This is a genomic window from Bradyrhizobium sp. 62B, assembly GCF_030272265.2.
Lineage (GTDB): Bacteria > Pseudomonadota > Alphaproteobacteria > Rhizobiales > Xanthobacteraceae > Bradyrhizobium.
In genome coordinates this window covers 3,186,705-3,212,937 of record NZ_CP092841.2, presented here as the reverse complement: position 1 = coordinate 3,212,937, position 26,233 = coordinate 3,186,705, and the positions used below count along the sequence as shown (strand labels likewise).

General features: G+C 65.2%; 25 protein-coding genes. 5 read left to right on the top strand and 20 right to left on the bottom strand.

Features of this window, described 5'->3' with window-relative positions; translation table 11 throughout:
- Window positions 1-25: 25 nt before the first annotated feature.
- The 3 genes from ML401_RS14990 to ML401_RS14980 are packed head-to-tail and all read right to left on the bottom strand — an operon-like array spanning window position 26 to window position 1,913.
- Window positions 26-1,576: an amino acid adenylation domain-containing protein gene (locus ML401_RS14990; RefSeq protein WP_285812344.1), complete on the bottom strand. Its 1,551-nt coding sequence runs from the start codon at window positions 1,574-1,576 to the stop codon at window positions 26-28.
- Complete coding sequence (locus ML401_RS14985) at window positions 1,573-1,773, bottom strand: hypothetical protein (RefSeq protein WP_285812343.1); 201 nt, start codon at window positions 1,771-1,773, stop codon at window positions 1,573-1,575. Before ML401_RS14985 ends, ML401_RS14990 begins: the two co-directional genes overlap by 4 nt.
- Window positions 1,770-1,913 (bottom strand): hypothetical protein, encoded by a 144-nt coding sequence (locus ML401_RS14980; RefSeq protein WP_285812342.1) that lies wholly within the window; start codon window positions 1,911-1,913, stop codon window positions 1,770-1,772. The genes ML401_RS14985 and ML401_RS14980 overlap by 4 nt, the downstream gene beginning before the upstream one ends.
- A gap of 363 nt (window positions 1,914-2,276) precedes the next feature.
- Here ML401_RS14980 and ML401_RS14975 point away from each other — a divergent pair, with 363 nt between their 5' ends.
- Both ML401_RS14975 and ML401_RS14970 read left to right on the top strand, forming a co-directional pair.
- The gene (locus ML401_RS14975) at window positions 2,277-2,705 is read left to right on the top strand and encodes a MerR family transcriptional regulator (protein WP_194407752.1); all 429 of its coding nucleotides are present in this window, start codon (window positions 2,277-2,279) and stop codon (window positions 2,703-2,705) included.
- Entirely contained in the window at window positions 2,641-3,060 is a 420-nt protein-coding gene (locus tag ML401_RS14970) for a carboxymuconolactone decarboxylase family protein (protein ID WP_285812341.1), read from the top strand. Before ML401_RS14975 ends, ML401_RS14970 begins: the two co-directional genes overlap by 65 nt.
- 100 nt (window positions 3,061-3,160) lie before the next feature.
- Here ML401_RS14970 and ML401_RS14965 read toward each other — a convergent pair whose 3' ends face one another.
- From ML401_RS14965 to ML401_RS14910, 12 genes are all read right to left on the bottom strand, one after another.
- Window positions 3,161-5,281, bottom strand: a complete 2,121-nt coding sequence (locus ML401_RS14965; RefSeq protein ID WP_194407751.1) for a sodium-translocating pyrophosphatase — start codon at window positions 5,279-5,281, stop codon at window positions 3,161-3,163.
- A gap of 235 nt (window positions 5,282-5,516) precedes the next feature.
- Window positions 5,517-6,542: a thiamine-phosphate kinase gene (gene thiL, locus ML401_RS14960; RefSeq protein WP_285812340.1), complete on the bottom strand. Its 1,026-nt coding sequence runs from the start codon at window positions 6,540-6,542 to the stop codon at window positions 5,517-5,519.
- A 147-nt stretch (window positions 6,543-6,689) separates the two neighbouring features.
- Window positions 6,690-7,184, bottom strand: coding sequence for a transcription antitermination factor NusB (gene nusB, locus ML401_RS14955; RefSeq protein WP_211416735.1), 495 nt, complete (start codon window positions 7,182-7,184; stop codon window positions 6,690-6,692).
- A gap of 4 nt (window positions 7,185-7,188) precedes the next feature.
- A complete protein-coding gene (ribH, locus tag ML401_RS14950; RefSeq protein ID WP_285812339.1) occupies window positions 7,189-7,680 on the bottom strand; it encodes a 6,7-dimethyl-8-ribityllumazine synthase in 492 nt (163 codons plus the stop codon).
- Between the two features lie 111 nt (window positions 7,681-7,791).
- Entirely contained in the window at window positions 7,792-8,400 is a 609-nt protein-coding gene (locus ML401_RS14945) for a riboflavin synthase (RefSeq protein ID WP_285812338.1), read from the bottom strand.
- On the bottom strand, window positions 8,400-9,548 hold the full coding sequence (ribD, locus tag ML401_RS14940) for a bifunctional diaminohydroxyphosphoribosylaminopyrimidine deaminase/5-amino-6-(5-phosphoribosylamino)uracil reductase RibD (protein ID WP_285812337.1): 1,149 nt from the start codon (window positions 9,546-9,548) through the stop codon (window positions 8,400-8,402). The genes ML401_RS14945 and ribD overlap by 1 nt, the downstream gene beginning before the upstream one ends.
- Entirely contained in the window at window positions 9,545-10,027 is a 483-nt protein-coding gene (nrdR, locus tag ML401_RS14935; RefSeq protein WP_011087793.1) for a transcriptional regulator NrdR, read from the bottom strand. The genes ribD and nrdR overlap by 4 nt, the downstream gene beginning before the upstream one ends.
- A gap of 15 nt (window positions 10,028-10,042) precedes the next feature.
- A complete protein-coding gene (glyA, locus tag ML401_RS14930; RefSeq protein ID WP_194407745.1) occupies window positions 10,043-11,341 on the bottom strand; it encodes a serine hydroxymethyltransferase in 1,299 nt (432 codons plus the stop codon).
- Window positions 11,342-11,610: 269 nt separating this feature from the next.
- Complete coding sequence (locus ML401_RS14925) at window positions 11,611-11,832, bottom strand: hypothetical protein (protein ID WP_194407744.1); 222 nt, start codon at window positions 11,830-11,832, stop codon at window positions 11,611-11,613.
- A gap of 37 nt (window positions 11,833-11,869) precedes the next feature.
- Window positions 11,870-12,106, bottom strand: coding sequence for a hypothetical protein (locus tag ML401_RS14920; RefSeq protein WP_211416731.1), 237 nt, complete (start codon window positions 12,104-12,106; stop codon window positions 11,870-11,872).
- A 201-nt stretch (window positions 12,107-12,307) separates the two neighbouring features.
- Window positions 12,308-12,826: a transcriptional regulator LdtR gene (gene ldtR / locus ML401_RS14915; protein WP_018320040.1), complete on the bottom strand. Its 519-nt coding sequence runs from the start codon at window positions 12,824-12,826 to the stop codon at window positions 12,308-12,310.
- Window positions 12,827-13,292: 466 nt separating this feature from the next.
- The gene (locus tag ML401_RS14910; RefSeq protein ID WP_194407742.1) at window positions 13,293-13,778 is read right to left on the bottom strand and encodes a DUF6163 family protein; all 486 of its coding nucleotides are present in this window, start codon (window positions 13,776-13,778) and stop codon (window positions 13,293-13,295) included.
- Between the two features lie 124 nt (window positions 13,779-13,902).
- Here ML401_RS14910 and hemB point away from each other — a divergent pair, with 124 nt between their 5' ends.
- From hemB to ML401_RS14895, 3 genes are all read left to right on the top strand, one after another.
- A complete protein-coding gene (hemB, locus tag ML401_RS14905) occupies window positions 13,903-14,964 on the top strand; it encodes a porphobilinogen synthase (protein WP_211416730.1) in 1,062 nt (353 codons plus the stop codon).
- Between the two features lie 162 nt (window positions 14,965-15,126).
- Window positions 15,127-15,666 (top strand): RDD family protein, encoded by a 540-nt coding sequence (locus ML401_RS14900; protein WP_285812336.1) that lies wholly within the window; start codon window positions 15,127-15,129, stop codon window positions 15,664-15,666.
- Between the two features lie 122 nt (window positions 15,667-15,788).
- Entirely contained in the window at window positions 15,789-16,565 is a 777-nt protein-coding gene (locus tag ML401_RS14895) for an arginyltransferase (RefSeq protein WP_285812335.1), read from the top strand.
- A gap of 21 nt (window positions 16,566-16,586) precedes the next feature.
- On the opposite strand, the gene ML401_RS14890 is transcribed toward ML401_RS14895, so the two are convergent.
- The 5 genes from ML401_RS14890 to ML401_RS14870 all read right to left on the bottom strand — a co-directional run bounded on the left by ML401_RS14890 (window position 16,587) and on the right by ML401_RS14870 (window position 26,154).
- Window positions 16,587-18,029: a Dyp-type peroxidase domain-containing protein gene (locus tag ML401_RS14890; RefSeq protein ID WP_285812334.1), complete on the bottom strand. Its 1,443-nt coding sequence runs from the start codon at window positions 18,027-18,029 to the stop codon at window positions 16,587-16,589.
- Window positions 18,026-19,837 (bottom strand): hypothetical protein, encoded by a 1,812-nt coding sequence (locus tag ML401_RS14885; protein ID WP_285812333.1) that lies wholly within the window; start codon window positions 19,835-19,837, stop codon window positions 18,026-18,028. The genes ML401_RS14890 and ML401_RS14885 overlap by 4 nt, the downstream gene beginning before the upstream one ends.
- Window positions 19,838-19,856: 19 nt before the next feature.
- Window positions 19,857-21,143, bottom strand: a complete 1,287-nt coding sequence (locus ML401_RS14880; protein WP_285812332.1) for a cytochrome P450 — start codon at window positions 21,141-21,143, stop codon at window positions 19,857-19,859.
- On the bottom strand, window positions 21,140-24,253 hold the full coding sequence (locus ML401_RS14875) for an adenylate/guanylate cyclase domain-containing protein (protein WP_285812331.1): 3,114 nt from the start codon (window positions 24,251-24,253) through the stop codon (window positions 21,140-21,142). Before ML401_RS14875 ends, ML401_RS14880 begins: the two co-directional genes overlap by 4 nt.
- A gap of 548 nt (window positions 24,254-24,801) precedes the next feature.
- Complete coding sequence (locus ML401_RS14870) at window positions 24,802-26,154, bottom strand: Nramp family divalent metal transporter (protein ID WP_212068292.1); 1,353 nt, start codon at window positions 26,152-26,154, stop codon at window positions 24,802-24,804.
- Window positions 26,155-26,233: the final 79 nt, after the last annotated feature.

Below are 26,233 nucleotides of genomic sequence, written 5' to 3'. Positions count from 1 at the left end.
GCATGAGTGCTGCGGGCGATGGCATCTACGATGCCCTCGCGGCGGCCTCGCCAAGCAGCGCGGCGACCGAGCGCCGGTCCGCCTTGCCATTGGCGTTGACGGGAATGTCCTCCAGCCAGATGAAGCGGCTCGGCACCATGTAGGCCGGAAGGCGCGCGGCGCAGTGCTGGCGCAAATCGCTGTCCGCCGTTCGCGCGCCCGAATAGGCGGCCAGGAGCCGGCTTGCGCCGCCGGCATCGTGAAGCACCACGGCGAGGGCGCGGGTGATGCCCTTGCATGCCGCCAGAGCATGGTCGATCTCTTCCAGCTCGACCCGATACCCCCGGAGCTTGACTTGATTGTCCGCACGACCGCGAAAACGGAGCACACCCGTTTCGGCATGGGCCTCCACGAGGTCGCCGGTCCGGTAGAGGATCGATCGATAGCCGTCGACCAGAGGGTCCTGACGGAAGCGGCGGGCCGTCTCCTGCGGATTGTTGATGTAGCCGAGCCCGACGCACGGGCCTCCCAGCCACAGCTCGCCGGCGATGCCCGCGGCGACCGGCTGCATGTCCTCGTCCAGAATGCGGTAGCTGAAATTGGGATTGAGCCGTCCCAACGGCGCCAACCCGTCGTTGGTGTCAAACACGGACTCGATGATCTCGAAGCCGCTGCAGATGCAGCTCGTCTCGGTCGGGCCGTAACAGTTGATCAGCCTCGCTCTGCCGGCAAACGCGTCGTGGAAACGGCGCAGCCGCGCCAGCGGAAATCCTTCGCCACCGAACATGAAGCGGCTGACGCTCGGCAGCCATTCGGGACTCAACAGGTGCATGGAGTCCAGGAACATGAAGAGTGTCGGCACGGCAAAGAAGAACGTGCACTGATGCCTCGTGATCTCCGCCACCAGCTCCGCGGGCGGCCTTCCCTTCAGCGCATCGAGCGCCACAATGGCCGCGCCGTTCAGCAGTCCGGCATAGATGTCGAAGACCGAATTGTCGAAGTAGATCGGGTTGACGTTGGTCAGCCGGTCTTGCGGTCCAATTCCAAGGTCGCTCCTCGCCCACGCGATCAAGTGAAGCACGCCCTGATGGGGAATGACCACGCCCTTCGGCTCACCCGTCGATCCCGAGGTGAACATGACATAGGCCGGATCGGTCCCGGTGATCAGAGACGTCAGTTGCAGATTGTCGTCGTCAAGCTTCGACAACTCATGATGCAAGGCCGCTCGGGCGCCTGCATTGCCGATCACCGTCCGCGGTCCAATCCCCTCGCGCACGCTGACGATCTCGGCGGGCCGGCATCGCTCCAGCATCAACCGGGCCCGTTCCGCCGGGGCCGCGGGATCCAGGAACGCATAGGGAGCACCGATCTTGATGCAGGCCAGCGCAAGAGCATAAGCCTCGGCAATCTTCGGCAGCTCAAGACACACGACGGCGCCCTTGCCCACGCCCCGCGACGTCAGCCATCGCGCCAACCGGTTCGCCGACTTGTTCAGCTCTGAAAACGTGCAGCTGCCGCCTTCGCAGAACAGCGCGACAGCGTCCGGCGCGCCCGCCACGACCTCCTCGAAGCGCAGCCCCAAATTACAGGCGGTCATATCGCGGCCTCGTCCGCTTCATGGACGCCGGGATGGTCCGGCGCGGGCGACAACGAAGATGCGATCTCGGCAAAATCGCGCTGGTTGAGCGCAATCACGGCCGCTTTCAATTCCAGTTCCGGAAACCTCGTCCGCAACATGGTCCCGAACTCAATGCCAAGATGCTGAAGAAACGCGGCGGCCATCGAGTCGGTCACCAACGGCCTGTCCTGACCAGCCAGAACGCGATCTTGAACCGGCGCCCGTCGGGGGGTTGCTCGATGCTGACGACGGCGTTCGTCACGCCCGGATGCGCCATCAGAGCGCGCTCAATCTGGCTCATCGGCAGCGCACCCAACGGACCCTCCTGTGGCAGCCGGCAAGCAACAATTACCTGACCATGTCGCGACCGCGCACGATGTGAATGGACTCCCAGGCCCGCGAAGGGGCTGGCCAGGACGCCGGCGGCAATCTCCCGTATTCTTAGAGTGCGGCCGGTTAAACAACCTTAAATGTGATGCACGCTCAGGATGCGGAGCTCCGGCATCCTCCAGTCCAGGTTCCACCTTCGACGCGGCGCGGACCGCGCCCGAGACATGGCCCGACCGGACCTGCCGAGCGCCGGCGGCGCGACGCTCGCACGGTCCGGGCCAGAATGTCCCTTGACTTAGAGCGCGCTCGAACTCGTAGTTTGCCTGCGTCGTGATGAGAGACAGACAACATGAAGATCGGCGAACTTGCGAAGCGGTCCGGACTGACGGCTCATACGATCCGCTACTACGAGCGGATCGGACTGTTGCCTTACGCCGACCGGGATCGATCCAGCCGACGTGACTACGACGCCTCGATCCTTGCCTGGATCGAGTTTCTCGGCCGCCTGAAGACAACAGGCATGCCGATCCGGGACATGCTGCTTTACGCGGACCTCCGGGATCAGGGCAGCGGCACCGAAGCCGAGCGGCGGGCGCTGCTGGAGCGCCACCGCGAAAGCGTGCGTGCCCACGTCGACGAGCTCAATGCCTGTCTTCTCGTCCTCGACACCAAGATCGGCGGTTATGCCGAAACGGAACAGAGGATGAAGGATTATGACGCAACACTTTCCGAACGCCGGCGAAAGCCGGTTGGAGCGCGGTCGGCGCGCACTCGCTGAAATCGACGGAGAGGCCGGCCACAAGGTCGTGGCGGCGCTTGGCGAGATCGCCCCGGACTTCGCCACCTATATATTCGAGTTTCCATTTGGCGACATCTACTCGCGGCCCGGGCTCGACGTCCGTTCGCGCGAAATCGCGACGATTGCAGCGCTCGCGGCCCTGGGGAACGCCGCACCTCAGCTCAAAGTGCATATCGAGGCGGGCCTGAATGTCGGGCTCGGCCGAGAGGAGATTGTCGAGATCCTGATGCAGATGGCCGTCTATGCCGGCTTCCCGGCTGCCCTCAACGGCCTGTTCGCAGCGAAGGAGGTCTTCGCGCAAAGAGCCGAGGACGGATCGGAGCCGAAAGCCTGAGGCTCGCCCCTCGATATGTTTCGTCGTGCAGCCGCGCCGCCCCCAACGAAAAACCCCGCGGCTTGCGCCGCGGGGTTTGTCTTGAACCTCTACCCGCCGCTCAGTGCGCCAGGATCGCCAGCAGCAGCAAGGCCACGATGTTCGTGATCTTGATCATCGGGTTCACGGCGGGGCCCGCCGTATCCTTGTAGGGATCGCCGACGGTGTCGCCGGTGACGGCCGACTTGTGGGCATCAGAGCCCTTGCCGCCGAAATGGCCGTCCTCGATGTACTTCTTGGCGTTATCCCAGGCGCCGCCGCCCGAGGTCATGGAGATCGCGACGAACAGACCCGTCACGATGACGCCGAGCAGCATGGCGCCGACCGCGGAAAACGCGGCCGACTTGCCGGCCACGCCGCCACCCGCGATCGCGTAGATTAGGAAGTAGACGACGATCGGCGACAGCACCGGCAGCAGCGAGGGGATGATCATCTCCTTGATCGCCGCCTTCGTCAGCAGGTCGACCGCCTTGCCGTAATCAGGCTTGTCGGTGCCCTGCATGATGCCGGGCTTCTCGCGGAACTGACGCCGCACCTCCTCGACGATGGCGCCGGCCGCCCGCCCGACGGCGGTCATGCCCATCGCGCCGAACAGGTAGGGCAAGAGGCCGCCGAACAGCAGGCCGACAACCACGTAGGGATTGTTCAGCGAGAAGTCCGGATTGACGCCGGCGAAGTAGGGATACTTCGCGGAGCCGGCAACGAAGTACTTGAGGTCCTCGTTGTAGGCCGCAAACAGCACGAGAGCGCCGAGACCGGCCGAGCCGATCGCGTATCCCTTGGTCACCGCCTTGGTGGTGTTGCCGACCGCATCGAGCGCGTCGGTCGATTTGCGCACCTCCTTGGGCAGTCCCGCCATCTCGGCGATGCCGCCGGCATTGTCGGTGACGGGGCCGAAGGCGTCGAGGGCGACGATCATGCCGGCCAGTGCCAGCATGGTGGCGGTCGCGATCGCGATGCCGAACAGGCCGGCGAGGCTGTAGGTGACCAGGATGCCCGCGATGATCACGATCGCAGGCAGCGCGGTCGCTTCCATCGAGATGGCAAGGCCCTGGATCACGTTGGTGCCGTGGCCGGTCACCGAGGCCTGGGCGATCGACTTCACCGGACGATAGTCGGTGCCCGTGTAGTATTCGGTGATCCAGATGATCAGCGCGGTGACGACGAGGCCGACCACGCCGCATTCGAACAGCGCCATGCCGGTGTAGTTGACGCCCTCGAGCTTGCCGAAGCCGATCAGATAGTAGATCACCAGCGCAATGCCGATCAGCGACAGGACGCCGGTTGCGATCAGGCCCTTATAGAGCGCGCCCATGATCGACTGGCTCGGCCCGAGCTTGACGAAGAAGGTGCCGATGATCGAGGTGATGATGCAGATGCCGCCGATCGCGAGCGGCAGCGTCATCATGTTGGCGAGGATCGGCGTCTTGGCGAAGAAGATCGCCGCCAGGACCATGGTGGCGACCGCGGTCACCGCGTAGGTCTCGAACAGGTCGGCAGCCATGCCGGCGCAGTCGCCCACGTTGTCACCGACGTTGTCGGCGATGGTGGCGGGATTGCGCGGATCGTCCTCGGGGATGCCGGCCTCGACCTTGCCGACGAGATCGCCGCCGACGTCCGCACCCTTGGTGAAGATGCCGCCGCCGAGACGGGCGAAGATCGAGATCAGCGAGGCGCCGAAGCCGAGTGCCACCATGGCGTCGATCACGGTACGGCTGTCAGGCGCAAGCTTCAAGGAATGGACCAGGAAGGCAAAGTAGAGGGTCACCCCTAGCAGTGCGAGACCTGCGACCAGAAGGCCGGTGATCGCGCCCGCCTTGAAAGCGAGTTCGAGGCCGCCGGCAAGCGAGGTCGTCGCAGCCTGGGCCGTCCGCACATTGGCCCGGACGGAGACGTTCATGCCGATGAAGCCGGCCGCCCCCGACAGGACGGCGCCGATCAAAAATCCGATCGCGACATAGAGACCGAGGAAATAGGCAAGCAGCACGAAGATGACGATGCCGACGATGCCGATCGTGGTGTACTGGCGCCGCAGATACGCCTGTGCGCCTTCAGCGACCGCTCCTGCGATCTCCTGCATGCGCGGCGACCCCGCATCCGCGCTCAACACCGAAGACGTCGCCCAAATCGCGTAGACGACGGAAAGCACTCCGCAGAGCACTATCAACCATAATGCTGTCATGTGATGTTTGCCTCAGATCCTTGATGTACCCCCGGCGCCTTTTATTGTCCGTTGTGCAGTGCGGCGCCTTGATTTCGAACAAAGCCGCCCCTTGCCCAAAAGGGGCGGCTTCAGTCAGCCGCAAGCTTGCCAAAATCAAATTGAGGGTGCAACGCCGGATAAGGCCGAAAACGCCGATCTCGGCAGGTATTTAGAACCAAGTGCTGAGAACCAAGATGCCGGTTTGGAGCGATTCCTAGAAGTGGCTGTAGGACAGCCGCGTCAAAGCCAGTTCCTGGCCCTGTCCGTCCAGGAATCGCGGCTTCTGCGTCCCTGCGACGATCGTGCCGATCGCCGTGACGGCAAGGCCGGCCGCCCGCCCCGCGGCAATCAGCGCATCGGCTTGCGCCGGCGGGACCGTGCACAGCACCTCGTAATCGTCGCCCGCCGCGAGCAGCGTCTCGACGCCAACGATGTTGCGGGCGACCAGGCCTGCTGCCGCGGCCGAGAGCGGCACGCTTGCCACATCGACCGTGGCCGAGACGGCGGACGCCGCGCAGAGCTTCACCAGATCGCCGGCGAGCCCGTCGGAGACGTCCATCGCCGCGGTCGCATGATCGCGCACGGCCCGCGCCAGCACATTGCGCGGCTGCGGCACGCGATAGCGCGAGACCAGGGCGTCCTTTGCGGCGGGACTGTTTGCGAGCGCTGCCGCGGCAGCGCCGCCGGTGAGCACGTCGAGGCCGAGCGCAGCGTCGCCGATCGTGCCCGTCACCAGGATGCGATCGCCTGGCCTTGCGCCGGTACGGCCGACCATACGCCCCTGCGGCACGCGGCCGAAGGCCGTGATCGAGATCATCTGCGGACCCGGCGTCGAGACCGTGTCGCCGCCGAGCAGAGGACAAGCGAATTCCCTTGCGTCTTCGCCCAGCGCGTCCGCAAAGGGCCGCAGCCAGGCATCCTCCTTGCTGCGCAACGCCAGCGTCAGCACGAAGCCCGCCGGCACCGCGCCCTTGGCGGCGAGATCGGACAGGTTCACCCGCAGCGCCTTGCGCGCGATGGTGCCGGCCGGATCGCTGGCAAGATAGTGCACGCCCTCGACGACGGCATCTGTGGTGACGACGATGTCGTCGCCGGACGACGACAGCACCGCGGCGTCATCGACCAGACCGAACGCACCGGGATCGGTCGCCAGCGGCTTGAAATAGCGCGCGATGAGGCTGTCTTCGGCGGAGGGATTTTGTGGGTTTGCCACTGGCTTATCCCCACAAACAGGTGTCATCGCCCGGCTCGACCGGGCGATCCAGTATTCCAGAGACGCTCGTGTCAAATCGATAGGCCGCGGCGTACTGGATCACCCGCCTTCGCGGGTGATGACAGCGGAGAATGGGGCTCGCGTATTGCTTCAATGCAACGCCCCCCAGCACGACTATCGCCCGAACTCGTCGCCGCGAAATTGGCGGCCGATCTGGTCGAGCACCGCGTTGACCATGCCGGTCTCCTCGCGGTCGACGAAGGCATTGGCGACGTCGACATATTCGGAAATGACGACGCGGCCCGGCACGTCCCTGCGATGCTCCAGTTCGTAGGCCCCCGCCCGCAGCACTGCGCGCAGGATCGCCTCGATCCGCTTCAACGGCCAGCCCTTCGACAGCGCCTCGTCGATCAGGGGATCGAGCTTCTTCTGGTCGCGCACGACGCCGGACACGACGTCGCGGAAGAAGGCGGCTTCCGCCGGCAAATAAGTGTCGCCCTCGACCTCGTTGCCGAGCCAATGGCTCTCGAACTCGGCGAAGATGTCGTTGATGCCGGCGCCGGCGATGTCCATCTGGTACAGCGCCTGCACGGCCGCGAGCCGCGCCGCACCGCGCCGGTTCGCTTTCTTCTCGTTAGGCCCCGCCGGCTTTTTGGTGTTGTCGGCCATGGCTCTAGGCCCGCGCCAGACGGCGTTTGATGCGCAGCATCGCGAGCGCCGCGCGCGCGGCATCACCGCCCTTGTTGAGCTCGCTGGCGCGCGCCCGCGCCCAGGCCTGGTCCTCGTTGTTGACGGTGAGGATGCCATTGCCGAGCGGAAGCTTGCGCGCAACCGCGAGATCCATCAGCGCGCGCGAGGATTCCTGCGAGACGATCTCGAAATGAATGGTGTCGCCACGGATCACGCAGCCGAGCGCGATCACCGCGTCATAAGGCTTGCCGTTCCCCTCAGCCGCATCGATCGCGATGGCCACGGCGGCCGGAATTTCCAGCGCGCCCGGAACCGTAATGACGTCATGGCTCAGGCCGGCCGCCTTCAGCTCGGCAATTGCGCCGTCCAGAAGTGCGTCCTGGAGATCGTCATAGAACCGCGCCTCGACAATCAGCGCGCGCGCGCCGGAAATGTCGGTCTGGTCCTTCAGGGGTGCGCGCCGCGCGTCTGCCATGGTCTACCTATTCTGTCATTGCCGGGCTTGACCCGGCAATCCATCGGGCAAGCCCCTCATAAGAGGATGGATGCGCGGGTCAAGCCCGCGCATGACGAACTTTATGCGCCGTCACTTCATTTCCGTCAGCCGCGCCGCATAGCGGGCCATCAGATCGACCTCGATATTGACCTCACTGCCCGCCTTCCAGCCACCGATCGTGGTCACCGTCAGCGTATGCGGGATGATCAGCACCGAAAAGGTCACGTCCTTCACCGTATTGACCGTCAGCGAGACGCCGTCGAGCGTGATCGAGCCCTTGGTGGCGATGAACCGGGCCAGCTCCCGCGTGGTCGAGAGCTCGAACCGGGCCATGTCAGGCAGGTCCTCGCGGCTGACGACGGTCGCAATGCCATCGGCGTGGCCGGCGACGATGTGGCCGCCGAGCTCGTCGCCGATCTTCAGCGCACGCTCGAGGTTGAGCTTCGTGCCCTGCTTCCAGTGCTTCGCTGTCGTCAGCGCCAGCGTTTCCGCCGCCGCATCGACGTCATACCAGGTTTTGTCGCCTGCGACGCCGGAAGCAACCACCGTCAGGCAGACGCCGTTGCTGGCGATCGAGGCGCCGTCGGCGATTGTGGTCTGATCGTAGCTGCAGGCGATGCGCAGCCGGTGCAGCTGGCCCTGTGCCACGGGCGTGAAGCTGACGATCTCGCCGATATCGGTGACAATGCCGGTGAACATTACGCGCGCTCGTAGACGGTGAGAGTATCCTTGTCGAATGTCTCGCTAGCATGAACCTTGTAGGCCTGCGACTGCGTGATTTTCGACAGGGGCAATGCATCGAGCGCATCGACGCCGTCACTGCCGACCGCTTCCGTGCCGCGGAACAGCCAGATCTCGTCGACTAGATCGGCCGCGACGAATGAGGACGCCACCCGGCTGCCGCCCTCGACCATCAGGCGGGTGATGCCCTTCCCGGCCAGCGCCCGCAGCACCGCCGGCAGATCGAGCCCGGAGGCATTTGCCGCCGGGACACGGATCACTTGCGCGCCGGTCGCACCCAGCCGCGTCGCCGCGGCGGCTTCCGCGAGCTCAGACCCCACCACCCAGAGCGGCGTCTCGCGCGCGGAGCCTATCAGTCTGCTTGCGCCGGGAAGCCGCAGGCTCTGATCGAGCACCACGCGCACCGGCGAGCGCGCCGCCATGCCCGGCAGGCGGCAGGTGAGAAGCGGATCGTCCGCCAGCACCGTTCCGATGCCGACCAGGATGGCATCGCTCTGCGCACGCAGCAGATGCACGCGATTGCGCGCCGCTTCCCCGGTGATCGCGACCGGCTTGACGCCGGCCGCGCCGATCTTGCCGTCGGGCGACACCGCGAGCTTCAGGATTACATGCGCGCGCTTGTCGCGGATGCGGCGGAAATGCCCGGCATGGTCGAAGGCGGCTTCCGCCGCGCACAGGCCCACATCCACAGTAACGCCGGCGGCGCGCAGGCGCGCATGGCCCTGCCCCGCAACTTCCGGATTGGGATCCTCGATCGCCGCCACCACGCGCTTGATGCCGGCCGCGATCACTGCATCGGCGCAAGGCGGCGACTTGCCGAAATGCGAGCACGGCTCCAGCGTGACATAGAGCGTGGCGCCGCGTGCCGCTTCACCTGCCCGCCGCAACGCCTCGGGCTCGCCATGCGGCCGCCCGCCCGGTTGCGTCCAGCCGCGGCCGACGATGACCCCGTTCTTGACGATGACCGCACCGACGGCCGGATTGGGCCAGGTGCGCCCCTGCCCGCGCCTGCCCAGCGCCAGCGCCAGCCGCATGAAGCGAAGATCGGCGTCCTTGGCCTCGCGGGCCTTCTGCGCGTACTGGTCTTCCAGGATACGGAAGATCATTTGCGGATCGCGGCGAGCCGCGCTTCCTCCTCACCGGAGAGCTCGCCGAGCACATCGGCGAAATCCTTGGCCTCGCGGAAATTGCGATAGACCGAGGCGAAGCGGACATAGGCGACGTCGTCGAGCGTGCGCAGATGCTCCATCACGGTCTCGCCGATCACCTCGGACGAGATCTCGGCCTCGCCCCCGGTCTCGAGCTCGCGCACGATGGTGGAGACCATCTTCTCCACGCGCTCCGGCTCGACCTGACGCTTGCGCAAGCTGATCTGCACCGAGCGCATCAGCTTGTCGCGATCGAACGGCACGCGGCGGCCGTTGCGCTTGATCACCGTGAGCTCGCGCAGCTGCACGCGCTCGAAGGTGGTGAAGCGGAAGTTGCAGGCGACGCATACGCGCCGCCTGCGGATCACGGACGAGTCCTCGGTCGGACGCGAGTCCTTCACCTGCGTATCGAGACTGTTGCAGTTTGGACAGCGCATCCGCTTGACCCAACCTTACTGATAGATCGGGAACCGATCGGTGAGCGCCTTGACCCGTTCCTTGATCGCAGCTTCCACCAGCGGCGCCTTGCCGTCGGCGGACTGCGCGATCGCGTTGAGGACCTCGGCGATCATGCCGCCGACCTGCTGGAATTCGGCGACGCCAAAGCCGCGCGTGGTCGCCGCCGGCGTGCCCAGACGAATGCCGGAGGTGACGAACGGCGACTCGGGGTCGAACGGAATGCCGTTCTTGTTGCAGGTGATGGCGGCGCGAACCAGCGCCTTCTCCGAGGCGTTGCCCTTCAGGCCCTTCGGCCTGAGGTCGACCAGCATCAGGTGGTTGTCGGTGCCGCCGGAGACGATGTCGAAGCCGTGGCCCTTCATCGCTTCCGCCAGCGCCTTGGCGTTCTCGACGACGTTCTTGGCATAGACCTTGAAGTCCGGACGCAGCGCCTCGCCGAAAGCGACCGCCTTCGCCGCGATCACGTGCATCAGGGGGCCGCCCTGCAGGCCCGGGAAGATCGCCGAGTTGAACTTCTTGGTCAGCGTCTCGTCATTCCACAGCATCAGGCCGCCGCGCGGGCCGCGCAGCGATTTGTGCGTCGTGGTGGTAGTGATGTGCGCGTACGGCACGGGCGAGGCATGGACGCCACCGGCAACGAGGCCGGCGAAGTGCGCCATGTCGACCAGGAGATAGGCGCCGACGCTGTCGGCGATCTCGCGAAAGCGCTTGAAATCCCAGGCGCGCGAATAGGCCGAGCCGCCGGCGACGATCAGCTTCGGCTTGACCTGCTCGGCCTGCTTGGCGACCGCATCCATGTCGATGATCTGGTCCTCGCGGCGCACGGTGTAGTGCGCGGCCTTGAACCACTTGCCGCTCATGTTGACGGGCGAACCGTGGGTGAGATGGCCGCCGGCCGCGAGATCGAGACCCATGAAGGTGTCGCCGGGCTGCAGCAGGGCCAGAAACACCGCCTGGTTCATCTGGCTGCCGGAGTTCGGCTGCACGTTGGCGAAGTTCGCGCCGAACAGCTTCTTGGCACGATCGATCGCGAGGTTCTCGGCGACGTCGACCCACTCACAACCGCCGTAATAGCGCGCGCCCGGATAACCTTCCGCATATTTGTTGGTCATCACCGAACCCTGCGCTTCCAGCACGGCCCGGCTGACGATGTTCTCGGAGGCGATCAGCTCGACCTCATGGCGCTGCCGGCCGAGTTCGCCCTTGATGGCGGCGGCGATTTCCGGGTCGGCCTGCTCGAGCGAGGCGGTGAAAAACGAATCGGGCGCGGAGGCGGTCTTGGCTGACGTCATCTTGAGAATATCTCCACCGCCGCAGCCTTGTGGCGGGCTACGGGCGGTCTGGTGTGGCGATCGGAAGCGGCGCGCGCGATCTACCACATCGCCCGCAACAGGCCAAGGGTTTGCGGGTCGAGCACCGGATTTATGCCAGATATGGTGGAGAACGGAGTTTTCGGGGATCGGGCCGGTTCGAGAGAACCGCCCGTCCGCCTCATCCGGAATGGGGCCGCTTCGGCCCTAGCTGCTCATGCCTGGAGGCGCGGACTTCGGCAGGCGTCGCCTTACAGCCCCGTATACCCCGCCTTCACCGGGTCCACGCTGCCGTCGAGCTGGCGCAGATAGGTCAAACCGCACACCGTCAACCTGTGCGGGTCCTTCTCGCCGGCTTCCATCAACGTCGTGAGATAGCTCGTGACCTTGGCCCGTGCCTCCTCGCTGGCCGCGGCGGTGCGGTTGGCGAGCAGGTCATAGGTCTGCATGATGCGGTCGATCGCGGCTTCCATGGCACCCTCTGGTTCTCTTGGATTTTCGGAGTCTTGATCAGGCAACCGCGCGAGCCTCGGACTGCGTCTCGAACCAATTGATCGCCTTGTTGGCGAGCCTGATCTTGTTGAATTCGCCGCGCTGGATCAGCTTGATGATGACCTCGAGCAGGCGTTCGTCGGTGACGAGCGTATCGGGGATGGCGCCGGAGCGGCGAAGGTAGTTCGCCGCGATCGCGTAGGCCTCGCTCACGAGTTCCACGTTCATCGCCTGAAGCCCGCGCTCGACCAGCATCGTCCTGTCTCCGATCCGAAGGAAATAAGCGCCGGACCCGGAACTGGTTCCTCGCATCCGAGATTTTTTTCGCAGTGCAAAAATGTAAACGCACCGGTCCGGGGCAACTCCGGACCAGTGCGCTTGGGGAAGTCAGGCACGTCCAGGGCAGGCTTGCCGGTCTTGTTGCGGGCCGGCTTGGCCTTGGTCCCTTCTGAAAACTCAGAGACGATAGAGGATCTGGTCGGTCCAGAACCGCTCGAGGCGGTGCAGCGACTTGTTGAGGGTCGAGAATTCCTCACCCGAGATGCCGCCGACCTGCTCCACCGTCTTGACGTGCTTCTGGTAGAGCGCATCGACGATGCGGCGGACTTCCTGGCCCTGCGGGGTCAGGCGAATGCGCACCGAGCGGCGATCGACGCGCGAGCGCTGATGATCGAGGAAGCCGAGCTCGACGAGCTTCTTCAGATTGTAGGAGACGTTGGAGCCGAGATAGTAGCCGCGCGTGCGCAGCTCGCCCGCGGTCAGCTCCTTGTCGCCGATGTTGTAGAGCAGGAGCGCCTGCACCGAGTTGATGTCCGCACGGCCGCGGCGATCGAATTCGTCCTTGATCACGTCGAGGAGCCGGCGATGCAGCCGCTCCACCAGAGTCAAAGCTTCCAGATAGAGCGACTGCACCGAACCCTGCTGGCCGGAGACGCGCTCTGCGGTATCTGCCGCAGTTGCGACGGCTTTCATCATGACACTTCCCCTGTTGTCGTTTTTATCGACACTTATTCGACGAAACTTGTGTCCCGTCTGATAGGTGCAACTTAAGGGGCTCGTTTGAAGATCGGCTTAAATAAGAGAATAAAGAGATCATGAATTTAAGACAGTGAATTGCGGATTAAGCCTGTGCCACAAGCACTTTTCGCAACCCTCTGTTGACCTTCGCAAGGTCCTGTTCACCCTCCGTCCGCCCCTGTTGTCGCATTCCAGAACAGCCCCGGTTCGTTTCGAAACGGGCGCGTAAGAGCTGTGGCGGAACCGCCCTGGTCAACGAAAACTTACCGCAAATTTTAGGCAACCAGCGGTCAACCAAACACAACACTCTCGTGTCCCGGACAAGCGCCGCAAAGCGGCGCGCAGAGCCGGGACCCGGATGTTTCAAAGCGAGAACGCGGAGAGATGGCCCGGACGCCCGCAATTTTTGCGGCGACGTCGTCGCCTATGGCGGCCGTTCGCGCGCGGCCATCCAGGCCAGCGCGAGATAGGCGGCGAGCATGAAGGCCTCGACGCCGACGACGATCAGGCTGCCGCCGTAGATGCCCGGGAACATCAGCTCGATCACTGCCATGGACACCACGGTCGTCAGCCACACCACCGCGCCCCACGGCGTTGCCAGCCAAAGGCCGACCGCGGCGACGAGCTCGATCACGGCGAAGTAAACCGTCGCGGCCTGCCAGGCCATCGCCTGGTTCTCGAACGCCTCGTCCTCGCCGCCGACAAAGCCCGTGACCTGCGCCCAGTGATAGAGACCTTTCAGGATCGAGAGCAGCGCCATCACCCGCAGGAACAGCACCAGGCGGCGCGTCCAGACATTGTCGTCGGACTCGGCCCGCTCCGACGAGATCGCAGCGACGGACATCGCATTGTCTCTGGCAGTGTCCCTGGCGCCGTCGCGGGCGCCATCGCGGGTGGAAATCTCGGACATGAGCCCCTTCTGGCTGCTTCGCCCTGCAAAATCAATCGGCTACCCATCCCTTGCGGCAGGTCAAGCCGCGGTGACGGGAACCGTGCGAGCTGGTATAAGAATAATTCCAGCCGGAGGAAGAGTGATGGCGATCAAATACGGACGTCCGATCGAATTGCGCGAGGTTTCGCGCAGCGAGGGCACCGCGGTGCCCCATGCCCTCGATCTGACCGTCCGGCCGCGCCGCAACCGCAAGGCCGAATGGGCCCGGCGCATGGTGCGGGAGAACGTGCTCACCACCGACGATTTGATCTGGCCGCTGTTCCTCATCGACGGCAACAACAAGCGCGAGCAGGTCGCCTCGATGCCCGGCGTCGAGCGCCTCAGCGTCGACCAGGCGGTGCGCGAGGCCGAGCGCGCCATGAAGCTCACCATCCCCTGCATCGCGCTGTTTCCCTACACCGAGCCGTCCTTGCGCGACGAGGAAGGCTCCGAGGCGACCAACCCGAACAATCTGGTCTGCCAGGCCGTGCGCGCGATCAAGAAGGAGTTTCCGGAGATCGGCCTGCTCTGCGACGTCGCGCTCGATCCCTTCACCAGCCACGGCCATGACGGCCTGATCTCCGACGGCAGGATCTTGAACGACGAGACGGTCGCCGTGCTGGTGCGCCAAGCCCTGGTGCAGGCCGAAGCCGGCTGCGACATCATCGCGCCCTCGGACATGATGGACGGCCGCGTCGCCGCCATCCGCGAGGGGCTGGATCGCGCAGGCCAGTCCGACGTGCAGATCATGGCCTACGCGGCCAAATACGCCTCCGCCTTCTACGGCCCGTTCCGCGATGCCATCGGCTCGGCCAAGACGCTGACCGGCGACAAGCGCACCTACCAGATGGACAGCGCCAATTCCGACGAGGCCCTGCGCGAGGTCGAGCTCGACATCGCCGAGGGCGCAGACATGGTGATGGTGAAGCCCGGCATGCCCTATCTCGACGTGGTCCGCCGCGTGAAGGACACCTTTGCGATGCCGACCTTCGCCTACCAGGTCTCGGGCGAATACGCGATGATCGCGGCCGCCGCGAACAACGGCTGGCTCGACGGCGAGCGCGCGATGATGGAGAGCCTTTTGGCGTTCAAGCGCGCCGGCGCCGACGGGGTGCTGAGCTATTTTGCGCCGAAGGCGGCGGAGAAGCTGCGGACGCAGGGGTAAGCCTCACGACATTATCGGCGCTCAACCGCCAGGCTCTCCCGCCCCCGAATCGCCGGAATATTTCGGCTTGTTAATCCCAGCGCACCCTTGGCACGCGGACGGCCTGTTCCCATGTCCTGCCACGGGAGCTTCCCCCTTGAGCTTCCCCTTGGGAGAACGGACATGTCGTATTCGGACTCGGGCAATGCCTGGCGCAATGACGGCGGGGTGCAACCGCACGCCTACGACCCCTATTTGCACCCGGAACTGTTCCGCGGCGTTGCGACGCGCCGGGCTTTCGCGTTCCTGATCGACATGGTCGTGATCTCGGTGCCGGTGATCCTCGGCTACCTCTTCATCGCGTTGTTCGGCGTGGTCACGCTCGGCCTCGGCTGGGCGCTATTCTGGCTGGCCTGGCCGGCCTCGGTGATCTGGGCCATCGTCTATTACGGCGCCTGCATCGGCGGTCCTTCGTCGGCGACGATCGGCATGCGGCTGATGGATCTGGAGCTGCGCACCTGGTACGGCGCGCCCGGCTATTTCGTGCTCGGGGCCACCCATGCCGTGCTGTTCTGGGTGACCGTCTCGTTCCTGACGCCCTTCGTGGTGCTGGTCGGCCCGTTCAATAGCCGCCGGCGCCTGCTGCACGATTTCGTGCTGGGAACGGTCGTGGTCAACAATTCCGTCCGCGCGCCGGTGCCGCAGGCTTCGAGGACCTGGTGATCAACCGCCTACTAACCGGGATCCATTAAGCTGACTGCCGATCTGCCTTGCCGAGCAGACCAATTGACCGGGGGCTTCCGTAGCGCGATGCTGACATTCACTTCGGAGGCCCACGACGTCCCTTGACCCAGCACTCGCGCGACACCCCCCAATTTTACCTGACGGCGCCCTCCCCGTGCCCCTATCTGCCGGGCCGGCATGAGCGCAAGGTGTTTACGCACCTCGTGGGTGAGCGCGCCGGCGACCTCAATGACCTCCTGACCCATGGCGGCTTCCGCCGCAGCCAGTCGATCGCCTACCGGCCGGCCTGCGACCAGTGCCGCGCCTGCGTTTCGGTCCGGGTCGTCGCCAACGAGTTCCGCCCCTCCCGCAACTTCCGCAAGGTGATGGCGCGCAATGCCGACATCATCGGCGAGCAGCGCAGCGCGGTGCCGACCTCCGAGCAGTATTCCGTGTTCCGTGCCTATCTCGACGCCCGCCACCGCCACGGCGGCATGGCCGACATGACGGTGCTCGACTACGCCATGATGGTCGAGGACAGCCACGTCGAGACCCGCATCATCGAGTATCGCAAGCGCGGCCCCGACAGCAGCATCACCGGCCGCGGCGAGGAGCTGATCGCGGTGGCGCTCACGGACGTCCTCAGCGACGGCCTGTCGATGGTCTATTCGTTCTTCGAGCCGGGCCAGGTCTCACGCTCGATGGGCACCTTCATGATCCTCGACCACATCGCCCGCGCCCGCAGGCAGGGCCTGCCTTACGTCTATCTCGGCTACTGGATCGAAGGCTCCAAGAAGATGGACTACAAGGCCCGCTTCCTGCCGCAGCAGCGCCTCGCCCCCTCGGGCTGGCTGCGCATCGACGCCCAGGGCGATGCGGCATCCGAGCCGCAGGATTGACACCTTCCGGGATCGTGCCTGTCAGGAGGCGGCCGCTTCAAGGCGGTGCGTCGAGCGGAGCTTCGCGCCGGCGATGAATTTCAGCGCTGCGATCCCGGGCAGGAAGAAGTAGCCGCCTCCGCGCGCGCCCGTGAACGAAGCCAGCGTGACCTCGCCGCCGCTCGGCGATCCCGGAATGGTGAAGCTCTTGTCGCCGGCCAGCGACCCCACGATCGGATCGTCCTGCTTCTCGAGCGTGCCGAAACGCGGATTTTGCAGCCAGCGCTGGTGGATGAATTCGAACTGACGCTCGAGATCGGCATTGCACGCAATGAAGAAGATGCCTTCGCGATGTCCGGTCTCGGTCTTCTCGCGATAGGGCCGCCCGCGGCGGAGCAGCCGGTGCAGCTTCGATGATTTGATGCTCGACGGCACGTCGATCCCGAGGGAATCGCGCGGGTTGGACCGGCGGATATGCGCGCCCTTCGGACAGACGAAGCCATTGGCGTCCTCGACGCGATAGCGGAAGGCGTCGGCCGCCGAATTCGACCCTGGAGGCCCCTGCCAGCCGAGCGGCATGCCGTCCTTTCGACGTCCCATCAGTTTTTCGCAGGTCGGTTGGCCATTGGCTGCTTCGAACTGCTTGAACGCATCGACATACTGCTCGATCTGCCGGACCGCCAGATAACTCCCGTTCAGCGTGAAGCGGTCTTTCGTTTGCGGCCATTCATTCACGTTGGGGCAGTAGGTGAGCTCGTCGTACTCGTTGCGATAGCCCAGAATGAATTCGCCGGGCTCGACGACACGATCCTCATAAAGCTTGCCGGCGTCCTTTCGGGCCTGCTGCGGGGTCGCTCCCTCTTCGTCCCGGAGATCGCGGATCACGGGTTGGGCGAGGCCGTCGCGGAAGCCGAACGGCTCACGCAATTGGCCATCCGCAAACGAGCAAGGATTGTTCTCGACGGTCTCGACCATGAACACAGCCGGGTCCGGCTCCTCCATGCGCGCGGTTGCGTCGAGCACCCACCATTGCGCAACGAGAATGTGAACGGTTTGGCGGCCGCTGGCGCCCTCGACATCCGACCAGCGCCAGTCATCACGCGGAGCGTCTCTCAACAGATCCTGGCGCAACGCGCTGCCCATGCCGGAGCTGAAAGGCGTCGGAAACGGATGCGTCTCGGCCTCCGTACAGCCGAGCTTCTTCAGCCCCGCGAAGCTGAAGGCGACCGACACCGCCTCCCCGATCGACGCTTCCGGCTCCGTCTTGCCCTCGGTCTTGCTCTTAGTCTTGCCCTTGGCGACGCATTTGGCGCTGACGACAAGCTTGCTGTCGACGAGACGCGCGAGCCAGGCCCGCGCTTGATCCTCGCGGCCGTCGCGGATCGTCAGCAGCCAGAAGCGGCTGGATTTGAGCCAGCCGAAGCCGCTCTTCAGCATGCCCTGGATGTCGTGGCTTTGCTCGGAGAGGCGCGGAGCGTGCTTCATGTCTCGATGGCCCTCATGATCAGGTCGTCGTTCTTCTCGTTGCGCTCGCCGAACAAGGCGTCGCGCAGCCCCGTGGCGAGGTTGATCTGGTCGACCGTCCGGTTGCAGGCGTCGAAATGGTAGAGATGCGGCAGCATGCTGTCGCGCGCATAGGACTTGAATCTCAGCTCGCACTTCACGCCGCGAAACACCACGAAGCGCGTCGGCGGAAAGCTGCGCGCCTTGGCGATGCCGGGCTGCCCCTCCAGCGCCGGGGCGCGTGGATTCAGCTCGGTCCAGCGCCAGGCCAGCGTGGTGCCGACGGCCGCGCCGTTAATGAAATCGTCGAGATAGCCGCCGAAATTGCCGTCATAGTTCGAGCAGAACAGAAAGCGGCGGCCGTTGTCGATGATGTGCCAATGGCCGAAATGGATGCCCGGCGCATTGCCGAGCCAGCCTTGCGTGAAGAACACCCGTCCGGCAAACGTCACGATGCGCAGCGCCAGCCGGATGCACCACGCGCTCCACCATTGCGGACCGCGCAGCTCCGTGAGGCTGAACATGTGCTGGGTGCCACCGACCAGATCGGCCTCGCATCGCTCGACCGACGGATGGATCTGCTGGGCCCGCGGAACGTCCTCTTCGAGCGGATGAAAGAACTTTCTGCTCAGCTCGGTGAAATAGCGATTGAGCCAGTAGAACAGCGCGCCGATGCAAAGCACCGCGGCGATCGCGAAGATTGCGATGCCGGTGATCTGCAATCCGGTCAGCTTTGGCAGCTTCGGTTCGATGACGTCATGCATATAGGCCGGAGCTACCTCATAGGCCAACGGTGCAAACGTGTAGGCGATGGCGCAGGCGGCGACGGCCAGCAGCAGCGGCACGCCGATCAGCCAGCCGCCCACATAGGTTGCGAGCGACGAGAGCGTCTGGGTCGGCCGATCGAGCTCCTGCTGAACGCTGTTCAGCCAGCGCCGCCAGGACACGAATTGCGCGGGCAGCGGCACCAGGAACAGCCAGACGAGGAATGCGATCACCCCGAGCGCCACCAGCCCGTGCCAGCTCATCGCATGCAGGCATGCGCTCGTCTTGATGACGGCGTCTTCGACCGCCCGCAGCCCGGGACCGGGCTCGCCGAAGAACCAATTATAGGCGCGCGGAAGGGCCCGCAGCAGCCAGAGCACGGCGAACCACAGAACGATCGCCGCCACGGGATAAGCGAGCTTGGCACCGATGCTCGCCCCCGTCCCGCGCCAATAGGATCGCGGCGCAGGCTTGGCCGCCCACTCGAAACGTGGGTTGGCGTAGGCCCACCGGGCCAGCGCCAGGGCGAATGCGGTGCGATCGTTGCCGTATTTTTGCTTCAGCTTCCGCGCTTCGATGCGCGTCTGATCCAGCAGGTCGCTCTCCATCTTGATCTGGCGGACCGAGCGGTCGCGGGCGCCGACGAAGCCGCCGTCGGCGATGCTGTGCCAGCCCATCAGCTGGTTCAGCAATTGCTCTTTGTCCTTGGCCGTGGGTACGGCGACGTTGGGAGCGACCATGCCGCCGAACAGCATCCACATCGCGCCGTCGGGATGATAGACGAGGCGGTACAGCAGGTCGTAAGGGCGCAAGCCCTCCTCCACGGCAAGCTCGAGCAAGAGCACCGGCTGCTGGTTCGGGGCCCCGGCCAAGGCCGGCAGCAGCCCGATCGAAACGAAGTGCACCACCGCGACGTCGTCCAGCAGGGCATCCAATGCACCGTGAAGTTGCCTTGGAATTTCAGCGCCGCCGGCCCAGCCTGGCGCAACGATGCAGATCATCTGCTGCCGGACGATCTCGAGCATGGCCGTGTTCTCCGCTCACTCAGGTCGTACACATCCGCATGCACAGCATCAGCGGCCCGTCATAGGCGATGGCCTTGCCTTCACCGCGCGCCAGTTGCAGCCGCGGCAAGGTGAGCAGGCCAATCAGCGCGCTGGTCAGGATCTCCACCGCGTGATCCCGCGCGGGACATTGGCGGTAGCCGTATCCGAACATGAGATAGCGCAAGGCATCGTTCTTGCCCCAATCGCGCTCCGGGCAGAAGCGACCGCTCTGGGGAACGGCGTTGGGATCGAACAGCGCTGCGATCGACAGCAGCGAGACCTTCCCACCACCCGGACATCCGGCGTTGTGCCGCGCCCCGGTTTTCATTTCCGTGTCGCGCGGCACGTCGCGGGCCAGCAGCGGAAAGATCGGCCGGAAGCGCATCAGCTCGAGCACATGGTTGCGCACGATCTTGCGGAACTCGGGATCGGTCCAGACGGCGGGCCCGCCGAGCTTGGCAGCTTTCGATCGCAGCTCTTCGTAGACCTTCGTTCGTCCCAGCAGCTCCTGGACGACGAGAGCCCCGGACTGGACGGTGACAGGGTGCGAGATCCAGGCAAGACCGACCGCGTTTCGTTCAATGTCGGCGGAGGAGCTCTTGACGCCCCAGGCGGCGCCGATGAGGCCGGTCACGCGATCGATCCGCGTCTGCAGCGCATCCCCGCAGGCTTCCGCCCGTCGCCGAAGATCGAGCGTCGCCAAGCTGCCGGCCAGCAGTTGCCCCGCAACATAGCGGATCTCGAGCATGTATTGTCGCTGCAAGCCCTCGTCGACATCGCCCTGCGCAGCGTCGGCCGCCGACCCCGCCACCACCGCGCCCGTTGCCGCGCCGAACAGCGGCCGCATGGCGTGGAACACGACCCACATCAGGTACTCGTCGATCAGGTCGAAGCCGCCCGCGCCGCGCACGCTCAGAGCCTTGATGCGCCGCTGCGCCTCGGCATCGGAATCGGCGGGGACGTTTAGAGCGGCCAACCGCGCATGGACCAGGTCCCGATCGTCCGAATAGGTCGGCCCGGGATCCATCCCGATGAGGTAGTCGCCAGAGACCATGTTGGCCGCATGGGCCGTATTGGCGAAGCTGCCCGTGCGCGTCAGCACGTCCTTGACCGCACTGGCGCGTGCCGCCAGGCCGAACCAGCCGCCAATGGCTGGCCAGTGCCGAAGCACTGCACCGACCGCACGCAAGACCGTAATGTGGCGATTGAGCCAGCAGAACAGACCATAGGAGAGGCTGCGTGCTCCCGGCGGCAACGCGTCGGGTTCATAGGTCGAGAGTTTCATGCTGCATACCCGTCCTTCCGCCAATCCGCGAGGGCCGCTGCGGCCTGTCTTTGATAGTGGGGCATGCCCAGACGCTCCGCGGCATCGGCAGCCCGCTTGAAATGCGCTTCGGCGCCGGCGAGATCGCCGGCCTGCCGCAAGGTCTCAGCAAGCTCGTACAAGGCTTCGGTCTGGTGGCCGTATTCTTCGGCGGCCTCCTCGACCGCCTTGCGGCCGACCGCGATCGCATCATCCAACCGGCCGAGCTTGCGATAGGCGACGCCCAGGCTCACGCGCATGAACGTCCTGCCGTAGGGTCCTGCCGCAGCGTAGATGCGATCGGCGAACCCCTTCTCCAGCATCGTCGCCGCCTCGGCGGCTTTGTCGTTGCGCGCAAGCGCACTGCCGAGAACGCCCGTACAAACCGAAAGCATGGTCGGAACGTTGTGCGTCATGCATTGCTGCACGCCCGCGCGCATCAAGGGCTCGGCCCTGTCGAGCTCCCGGCTCTCGATCCAGATCTGCGACTGGACGGTGTCGATCAGCAGCCGGGAATAGGGATGGTCGATGTTCGACAGGATCTCGTAGGCCTTGGCACAGAACGCGTGGGCGGTTGCACTGTCTCCCAGCCGCCAGAGCGTGCTGGCATGAAACGCATAGAGATTGATGATGGGGATCGCGGCCCATCCGGGTTGAACGACATGCGCCGACAGCTCCCGTCCGTAGTCGGAGAGCAGAACTTGGCCTTCCGTGGCCGCCTCTGCATATCGACCGAGCGCGTGGAGGTTCATCAGGCGGGTCTGATGCGCCGCCATCATCATATGGCGGCGCTGCGCGAGGCGGGCCGCCTCAAGCCCCCGTGAGGCATAGCGCAGACCTTGCTCAAAGCGTCCGCGCATCCACAAGAATACCGCCGTCTCGGTCGACACCGCCGCTCGTGCGCGCTGATCGTTCAGCTGCACCGCGATGGCTTCCGCACGCTCCATGTTGCTGAAGATGTCGTCGATCTGCCCGAGGGCCAGCATCGCCCCGATGGCTTCCAGGCGAAGCGCGAGTTCCAGGGTCTGGGCAATCGAGGCGTCGTCGACGCGGCGCGCTGCCTGAAGACCCTTCTCGAACAGTTGAAGGGCTTCCTGATTGGCCGAGCGCGAGATGGCGCGGGCCATCGACTTGACGGTGAATCTCGCCGCCTGCTCCCACTCCTCCCCTTTGAAGGCATGGTGCGCCAGCGCCGGCGCGACATCCGCCTCAGCCGCCCCCGGCCGCGCATGCAGCGCCAGGAAGGCCTGTCGATGCAGCGCCTTGAGCCGCGCGCGCGTGAGCGCTCCGAGCACGACATCGCGCACCAATGCGTGGCGAAACGCGAATGCGTGCTGCTCGAGCTGACCGCGCGCCTGATCCGACCCCGCCAACAATCCGGATGCAACGCACAGGCCCAGCAATTCTTCGGCACGCCCAAGGTCCACGGCCTGCATCGCGGCGATCAGCTCGCGCGTGATGGGGTCGCCGAGGATCGCAGCAGCCTCGAGCGCGGACTTGGCGGCTTCAGGCAGCCTGTCGACGCGCGCGCCGATCACCGCGGCGATCGAGCCCGGCACGCGCAGCTCCCCGGGCGGCCGCTGCAGGCGGTATGCGCCCGGCGTTCCCTCGAGCGATCCGTCGTCGATCAGCGTGATGACCAGTTGCTCCAGGAAGAAGGGATTGCCGTCGGCGCGCGCCACCAATTCGTTCATGGCGCCGAGCACGGACAGATCATCCCCCAGCAGGGCGCGCGCGAGCCTGAACATCTCGCCATCGCGGAGCGGCTCGATCATGCGCTCGGCAAACCAGGGGGCCTGGCGCCACTGATGGTCGAAATCAGGTCGATAGCTGACGCAGACAAGGATCGGCAGTCCCTGTAGCTTTGGCAGCAGAGCCTCGAACAACCGCCGGCTCTCGCGGTCAGCCAGGAAAACGTCTTCGAGCACGAGCACGAAGGGGCCCGCTTGGGCGCGCCTGCGCACGAGCCACAGCAACGCGTCGCCAATCCGGCGCCGCCGCTGGACCGGATTGAGCCCCAGCCAAGCCTGGTCCGGCGCCGCCAGACCCAGCAGGTCGTTGATCGCGGCGAGATGCGCGGCGCCCTCGGTGGCCCATTCGGCGGCCAGGCTCTGCCTGACGGATTGTGCATCGGTCAGGCTTGTTTGCGGCAACCCGGCGAGGCTTGCGATCAGGTCCGCGGCGGTGCTGTAGGCGCGAGCGCTCGCGTAGCCTCGTGCCTGCGAAAGGCAGACCTCCATGCCCTGGCTTGCAAGCGCGGCGATCCAGTCGGCGATTAGGCGGGACTTCCCGATCCCCGCATCGCCGCACAGCCCGATCGTTCGCATCGCGCCGGTTCGAACGATGTCGAGATCTCCGGCCAGGACCCGCAAGGAATCTTCGCGGCCGACCAGGGGCGCCCAGCGCTGCTTGCGCGTCAGCGGCGCGGCCGCCGAACTTTCGGTGGCGACCACGACCTCATGGAGGTCGACCGGATCGTCCAGCCCTCGGACCGACCGCGTCCCCACCGGCTGCGTGTCGATCTGCTGCGCGACGAGGCGCTGCGTCGCGGCACTGATCAGAATGCCGCCGGGAGCCGCCATCTTTTCGAGCCGCGATGCAAGGTGAATCGTCTTGCCGTCCGCCCCGTAATGCGACCAGCCGTATTGTCCGACGACGCCGACCAGGACTTCGCCCGAATTGATGCCGATGCGCAGCATCGGGCTGGCCACGCCCTGAACCGCGTGGCCGGGAATGTTGGCTCTCTGCATCTTGAGAGCCGCAAGGCACGCCCGCAGGGCGTGATCCTCCTGCGCCACGGGCGCGCCGAACAAAGCGACTAGCCCGTCGCCGAGTAACTGGCTCACCGTGCCGCCATAGGTCGCGACCGCTTCGGCCAGATGGTTCAGCGTCTTGCCGAGATAGTTGCGGGATTCCTCGGGGTCGGAGTGCTGGAGCAGTGATGTGGAGTCGCAGACGTCGACAAAGAGAACGCTGACCTGCTTGTTCTCGGTCAGCATCTGTGACCGAACCGTCGCATGATCGTGCAGCGGAACAACCCGCGCCTCGCGGTCGACGATGCTGGCAAGTGATGGACCGGAGGACTGCTCCACGGCGTGATCGAGGCGCGCGCCGCATTGAGAGCAGAAGCGATGCTCGCGAGTAACACGGGCTGAACATGCGGGACACTTGGTCACGGCAGTACACGCTCATCAATGATATCAACGCAGCAATCAACGCATTCTGGCTTGATCATCGTCCCCTAGGACGTGAACCCGCGCAGTCAAAATCAATCCATCAAGCCAGTGGTCTCACCACCGGCTCCGCGCGCCGACGTCGCGCACAACTCATAGACGTAACCGGAGAAAATGCGGATCGGCGCACTTACTCCGGCGCGGGACCGCCGATTATCCCGCCGGGAGAAAAAACAATCCTGAAAAACGCAATGTCATAATACGGCCTATCAATAACACGCGGCCCCGCAGCAATTGAAGGTAGTATACCCTCTTCGCACCAATTGAAAAGCGGTAGTTCGCCCCCTCGCGACCAGAGCCGTCGGCCCCACATGGCGCGGTTTTTCCGAAATTGCCGGACTGAGCTCGCGCGAGGGCCGCGGCTCGTCACGGGCCGCTCCGGACAGACGGAGCGATAGCCCCCGCCCTCAGCCGAACAATGTGTCGGACAACAGCTTCAGGTTCAGGATCACGATCACGCCCGCGACGATCCACGCGATCGCGGCGACGTAGGTGGGTATCGCGAACTTGCCCATCTTGCGGCGGTCGGAGACGAAGCGGACGAGCGGGATGACGGCGAAGGGCAATTGCATCGACAGCACGACCTGGCTGAACACCAGCAGATCCGCCGTGCCGCGCTCGCCATAGATCGCGGTGACGACGATCACAGGGACGATGGCGATGCCGCGCGTGAGCAGGCGGCGCGCCCAGCTCGGCAGGCGCAGATCGAGGAAGCCCTCCATCACGATCTGGCCGGCGAGCGTCGCCGTCACCGTCGAGTTCAGGCCCGAGGCGAGCAGCGCCACCGCGAACAGCGTCGAGGCGATGCCGAGACCCAGCAGCGGCGACAACAGCTCGAAGGCTTGTCCGATCTCGGCGACATCCGAATGGCCGCTTTTGTGGAAGGTCGCAGCTGCGACGACGAGGATGGCGGCGTTGATGAACAGCGCCAGCATCAGGGCGATGGTCGAATCCGTCGTCGCCCATTTGATCGCCTCGCGGCGGCCTTCGTCGTTGCGCTCATAGGCGCGCGTCTGCACGATCGAGGAGTGCAGATAGAGATTGTGCGGCATCACGGTCGCGCCGATGATGCCGATCGCGATGTAGAGCATCTCGGGGTTGGTGAAGATCTCGCTCTTCGGCATGAAGCCGTGCAGCACCTCTGCTACCGGCGGCGCGGCGGCGGCGACCTGGACCGCGAAGCAGACCGCGATCACCGCCAGCAGCGCGATGACGAAGGCTTCGAGGAAGCGGAAGCCGCGGTTCATCAGGAGCAGCAGCAGGAAGGCATCGAGCGCCGCGAGCAGTGCGCCGCCGATCAGGGGAATGCCGAACAAGAGCTTGAGCGCGATCGCGGTGCCGATGACCTCGGCGAGATCGCAGGCGATGATCGCCGCCTCGCAGGCCAGCCAGAGCAGGAAGTTCGTCGCCGGCGAATAGGTGGCGCGGCAGGCCTGCGCGAGGTCGCGGTCGGTGACGATGCCGAGCCGTGCCGCCAGCGACTGCAGCAGGATCGCCATCAAATTCGAGAGCAGGATGACAGAGAGCAGCGTGTAGCCGAACTTCGAGCCACCGGCGAGGTCGGTCGCCCAATTGCCGGGGTCCATGTAGCCGACGGAGACCAGATAGCCCGGGCCGACGAAAGCGAGCAGCCGGCGCCACCAGCGGCCCGCGGCCGGAATGGCAACCGTGGCGTTGACCTCGGCGAGGCTCTTGGTGGCGGGCGCGTCAGTGCGCCAGCCGGCGGTGTCGCGGGTCAAATCAGGCGATCGGGCATCCATGGGGCGAGAATACCGAAGTCGAGGCTTATTGCAACTCATTTGCAACTGCATCTAGTGGCATGGGTTCCTGTTCCGGGCC

Excerpts from the sequence above, each read along its gene's own strand:
- ML401_RS14990 (WP_285812344.1), bottom strand. The coding sequence starts at position 1,576 with ATGACCGCCTGTAATTTGGGGCTGCGCTTCGAGGAGGTCGTGGCGGGC.
- ML401_RS14975 (WP_194407752.1), top strand. The coding sequence starts at position 2,277 with ATGAAGATCGGCGAACTTGCGAAGCGGTCCGGACTGACGGCTCATACG.
- ML401_RS14970 (WP_285812341.1), top strand. The coding sequence starts at position 2,641 with ATGACGCAACACTTTCCGAACGCCGGCGAAAGCCGGTTGGAGCGCGGT.
- ML401_RS14965 (WP_194407751.1), bottom strand. The coding sequence starts at position 5,281 with ATGACAGCATTATGGTTGATAGTGCTCTGCGGAGTGCTTTCCGTCGTC.
- thiL (WP_285812340.1), bottom strand. The coding sequence starts at position 6,542 with ATGACACCTGTTTGTGGGGATAAGCCAGTGGCAAACCCACAAAATCCC.
- nusB (WP_211416735.1), bottom strand. The coding sequence starts at position 7,184 with ATGGCCGACAACACCAAAAAGCCGGCGGGGCCTAACGAGAAGAAAGCG.
- ribH (WP_285812339.1), bottom strand. The coding sequence starts at position 7,680 with ATGGCAGACGCGCGGCGCGCACCCCTGAAGGACCAGACCGACATTTCC.
- ML401_RS14945 (WP_285812338.1), bottom strand. The coding sequence starts at position 8,400 with ATGTTCACCGGCATTGTCACCGATATCGGCGAGATCGTCAGCTTCACG.
- ribD (WP_285812337.1), bottom strand. The coding sequence starts at position 9,548 with ATGATCTTCCGTATCCTGGAAGACCAGTACGCGCAGAAGGCCCGCGAG.
- nrdR (WP_011087793.1), bottom strand. The coding sequence starts at position 10,027 with ATGCGCTGTCCAAACTGCAACAGTCTCGATACGCAGGTGAAGGACTCG.
- glyA (WP_194407745.1), bottom strand. The coding sequence starts at position 11,341 with ATGACGTCAGCCAAGACCGCCTCCGCGCCCGATTCGTTTTTCACCGCC.
- ML401_RS14925 (WP_194407744.1), bottom strand. The coding sequence starts at position 11,832 with ATGGAAGCCGCGATCGACCGCATCATGCAGACCTATGACCTGCTCGCC.
- ML401_RS14920 (WP_211416731.1), bottom strand. The coding sequence starts at position 12,106 with ATGCTGGTCGAGCGCGGGCTTCAGGCGATGAACGTGGAACTCGTGAGC.
- ldtR (WP_018320040.1), bottom strand. The coding sequence starts at position 12,826 with ATGATGAAAGCCGTCGCAACTGCGGCAGATACCGCAGAGCGCGTCTCC.
- ML401_RS14910 (WP_194407742.1), bottom strand. The coding sequence starts at position 13,778 with ATGTCCGAGATTTCCACCCGCGATGGCGCCCGCGACGGCGCCAGGGAC.
- hemB (WP_211416730.1), top strand. The coding sequence starts at position 13,903 with ATGGCGATCAAATACGGACGTCCGATCGAATTGCGCGAGGTTTCGCGC.
- ML401_RS14900 (WP_285812336.1), top strand. The coding sequence starts at position 15,127 with ATGTCGTATTCGGACTCGGGCAATGCCTGGCGCAATGACGGCGGGGTG.
- ML401_RS14890 (WP_285812334.1), bottom strand. The coding sequence starts at position 18,029 with ATGAAGCACGCTCCGCGCCTCTCCGAGCAAAGCCACGACATCCAGGGC.
- ML401_RS14885 (WP_285812333.1), bottom strand. The coding sequence starts at position 19,837 with ATGCTCGAGATCGTCCGGCAGCAGATGATCTGCATCGTTGCGCCAGGC.
- ML401_RS14880 (WP_285812332.1), bottom strand. The coding sequence starts at position 21,143 with ATGAAACTCTCGACCTATGAACCCGACGCGTTGCCGCCGGGAGCACGC.
- ML401_RS14870 (WP_212068292.1), bottom strand. The coding sequence starts at position 26,154 with ATGGATGCCCGATCGCCTGATTTGACCCGCGACACCGCCGGCTGGCGC.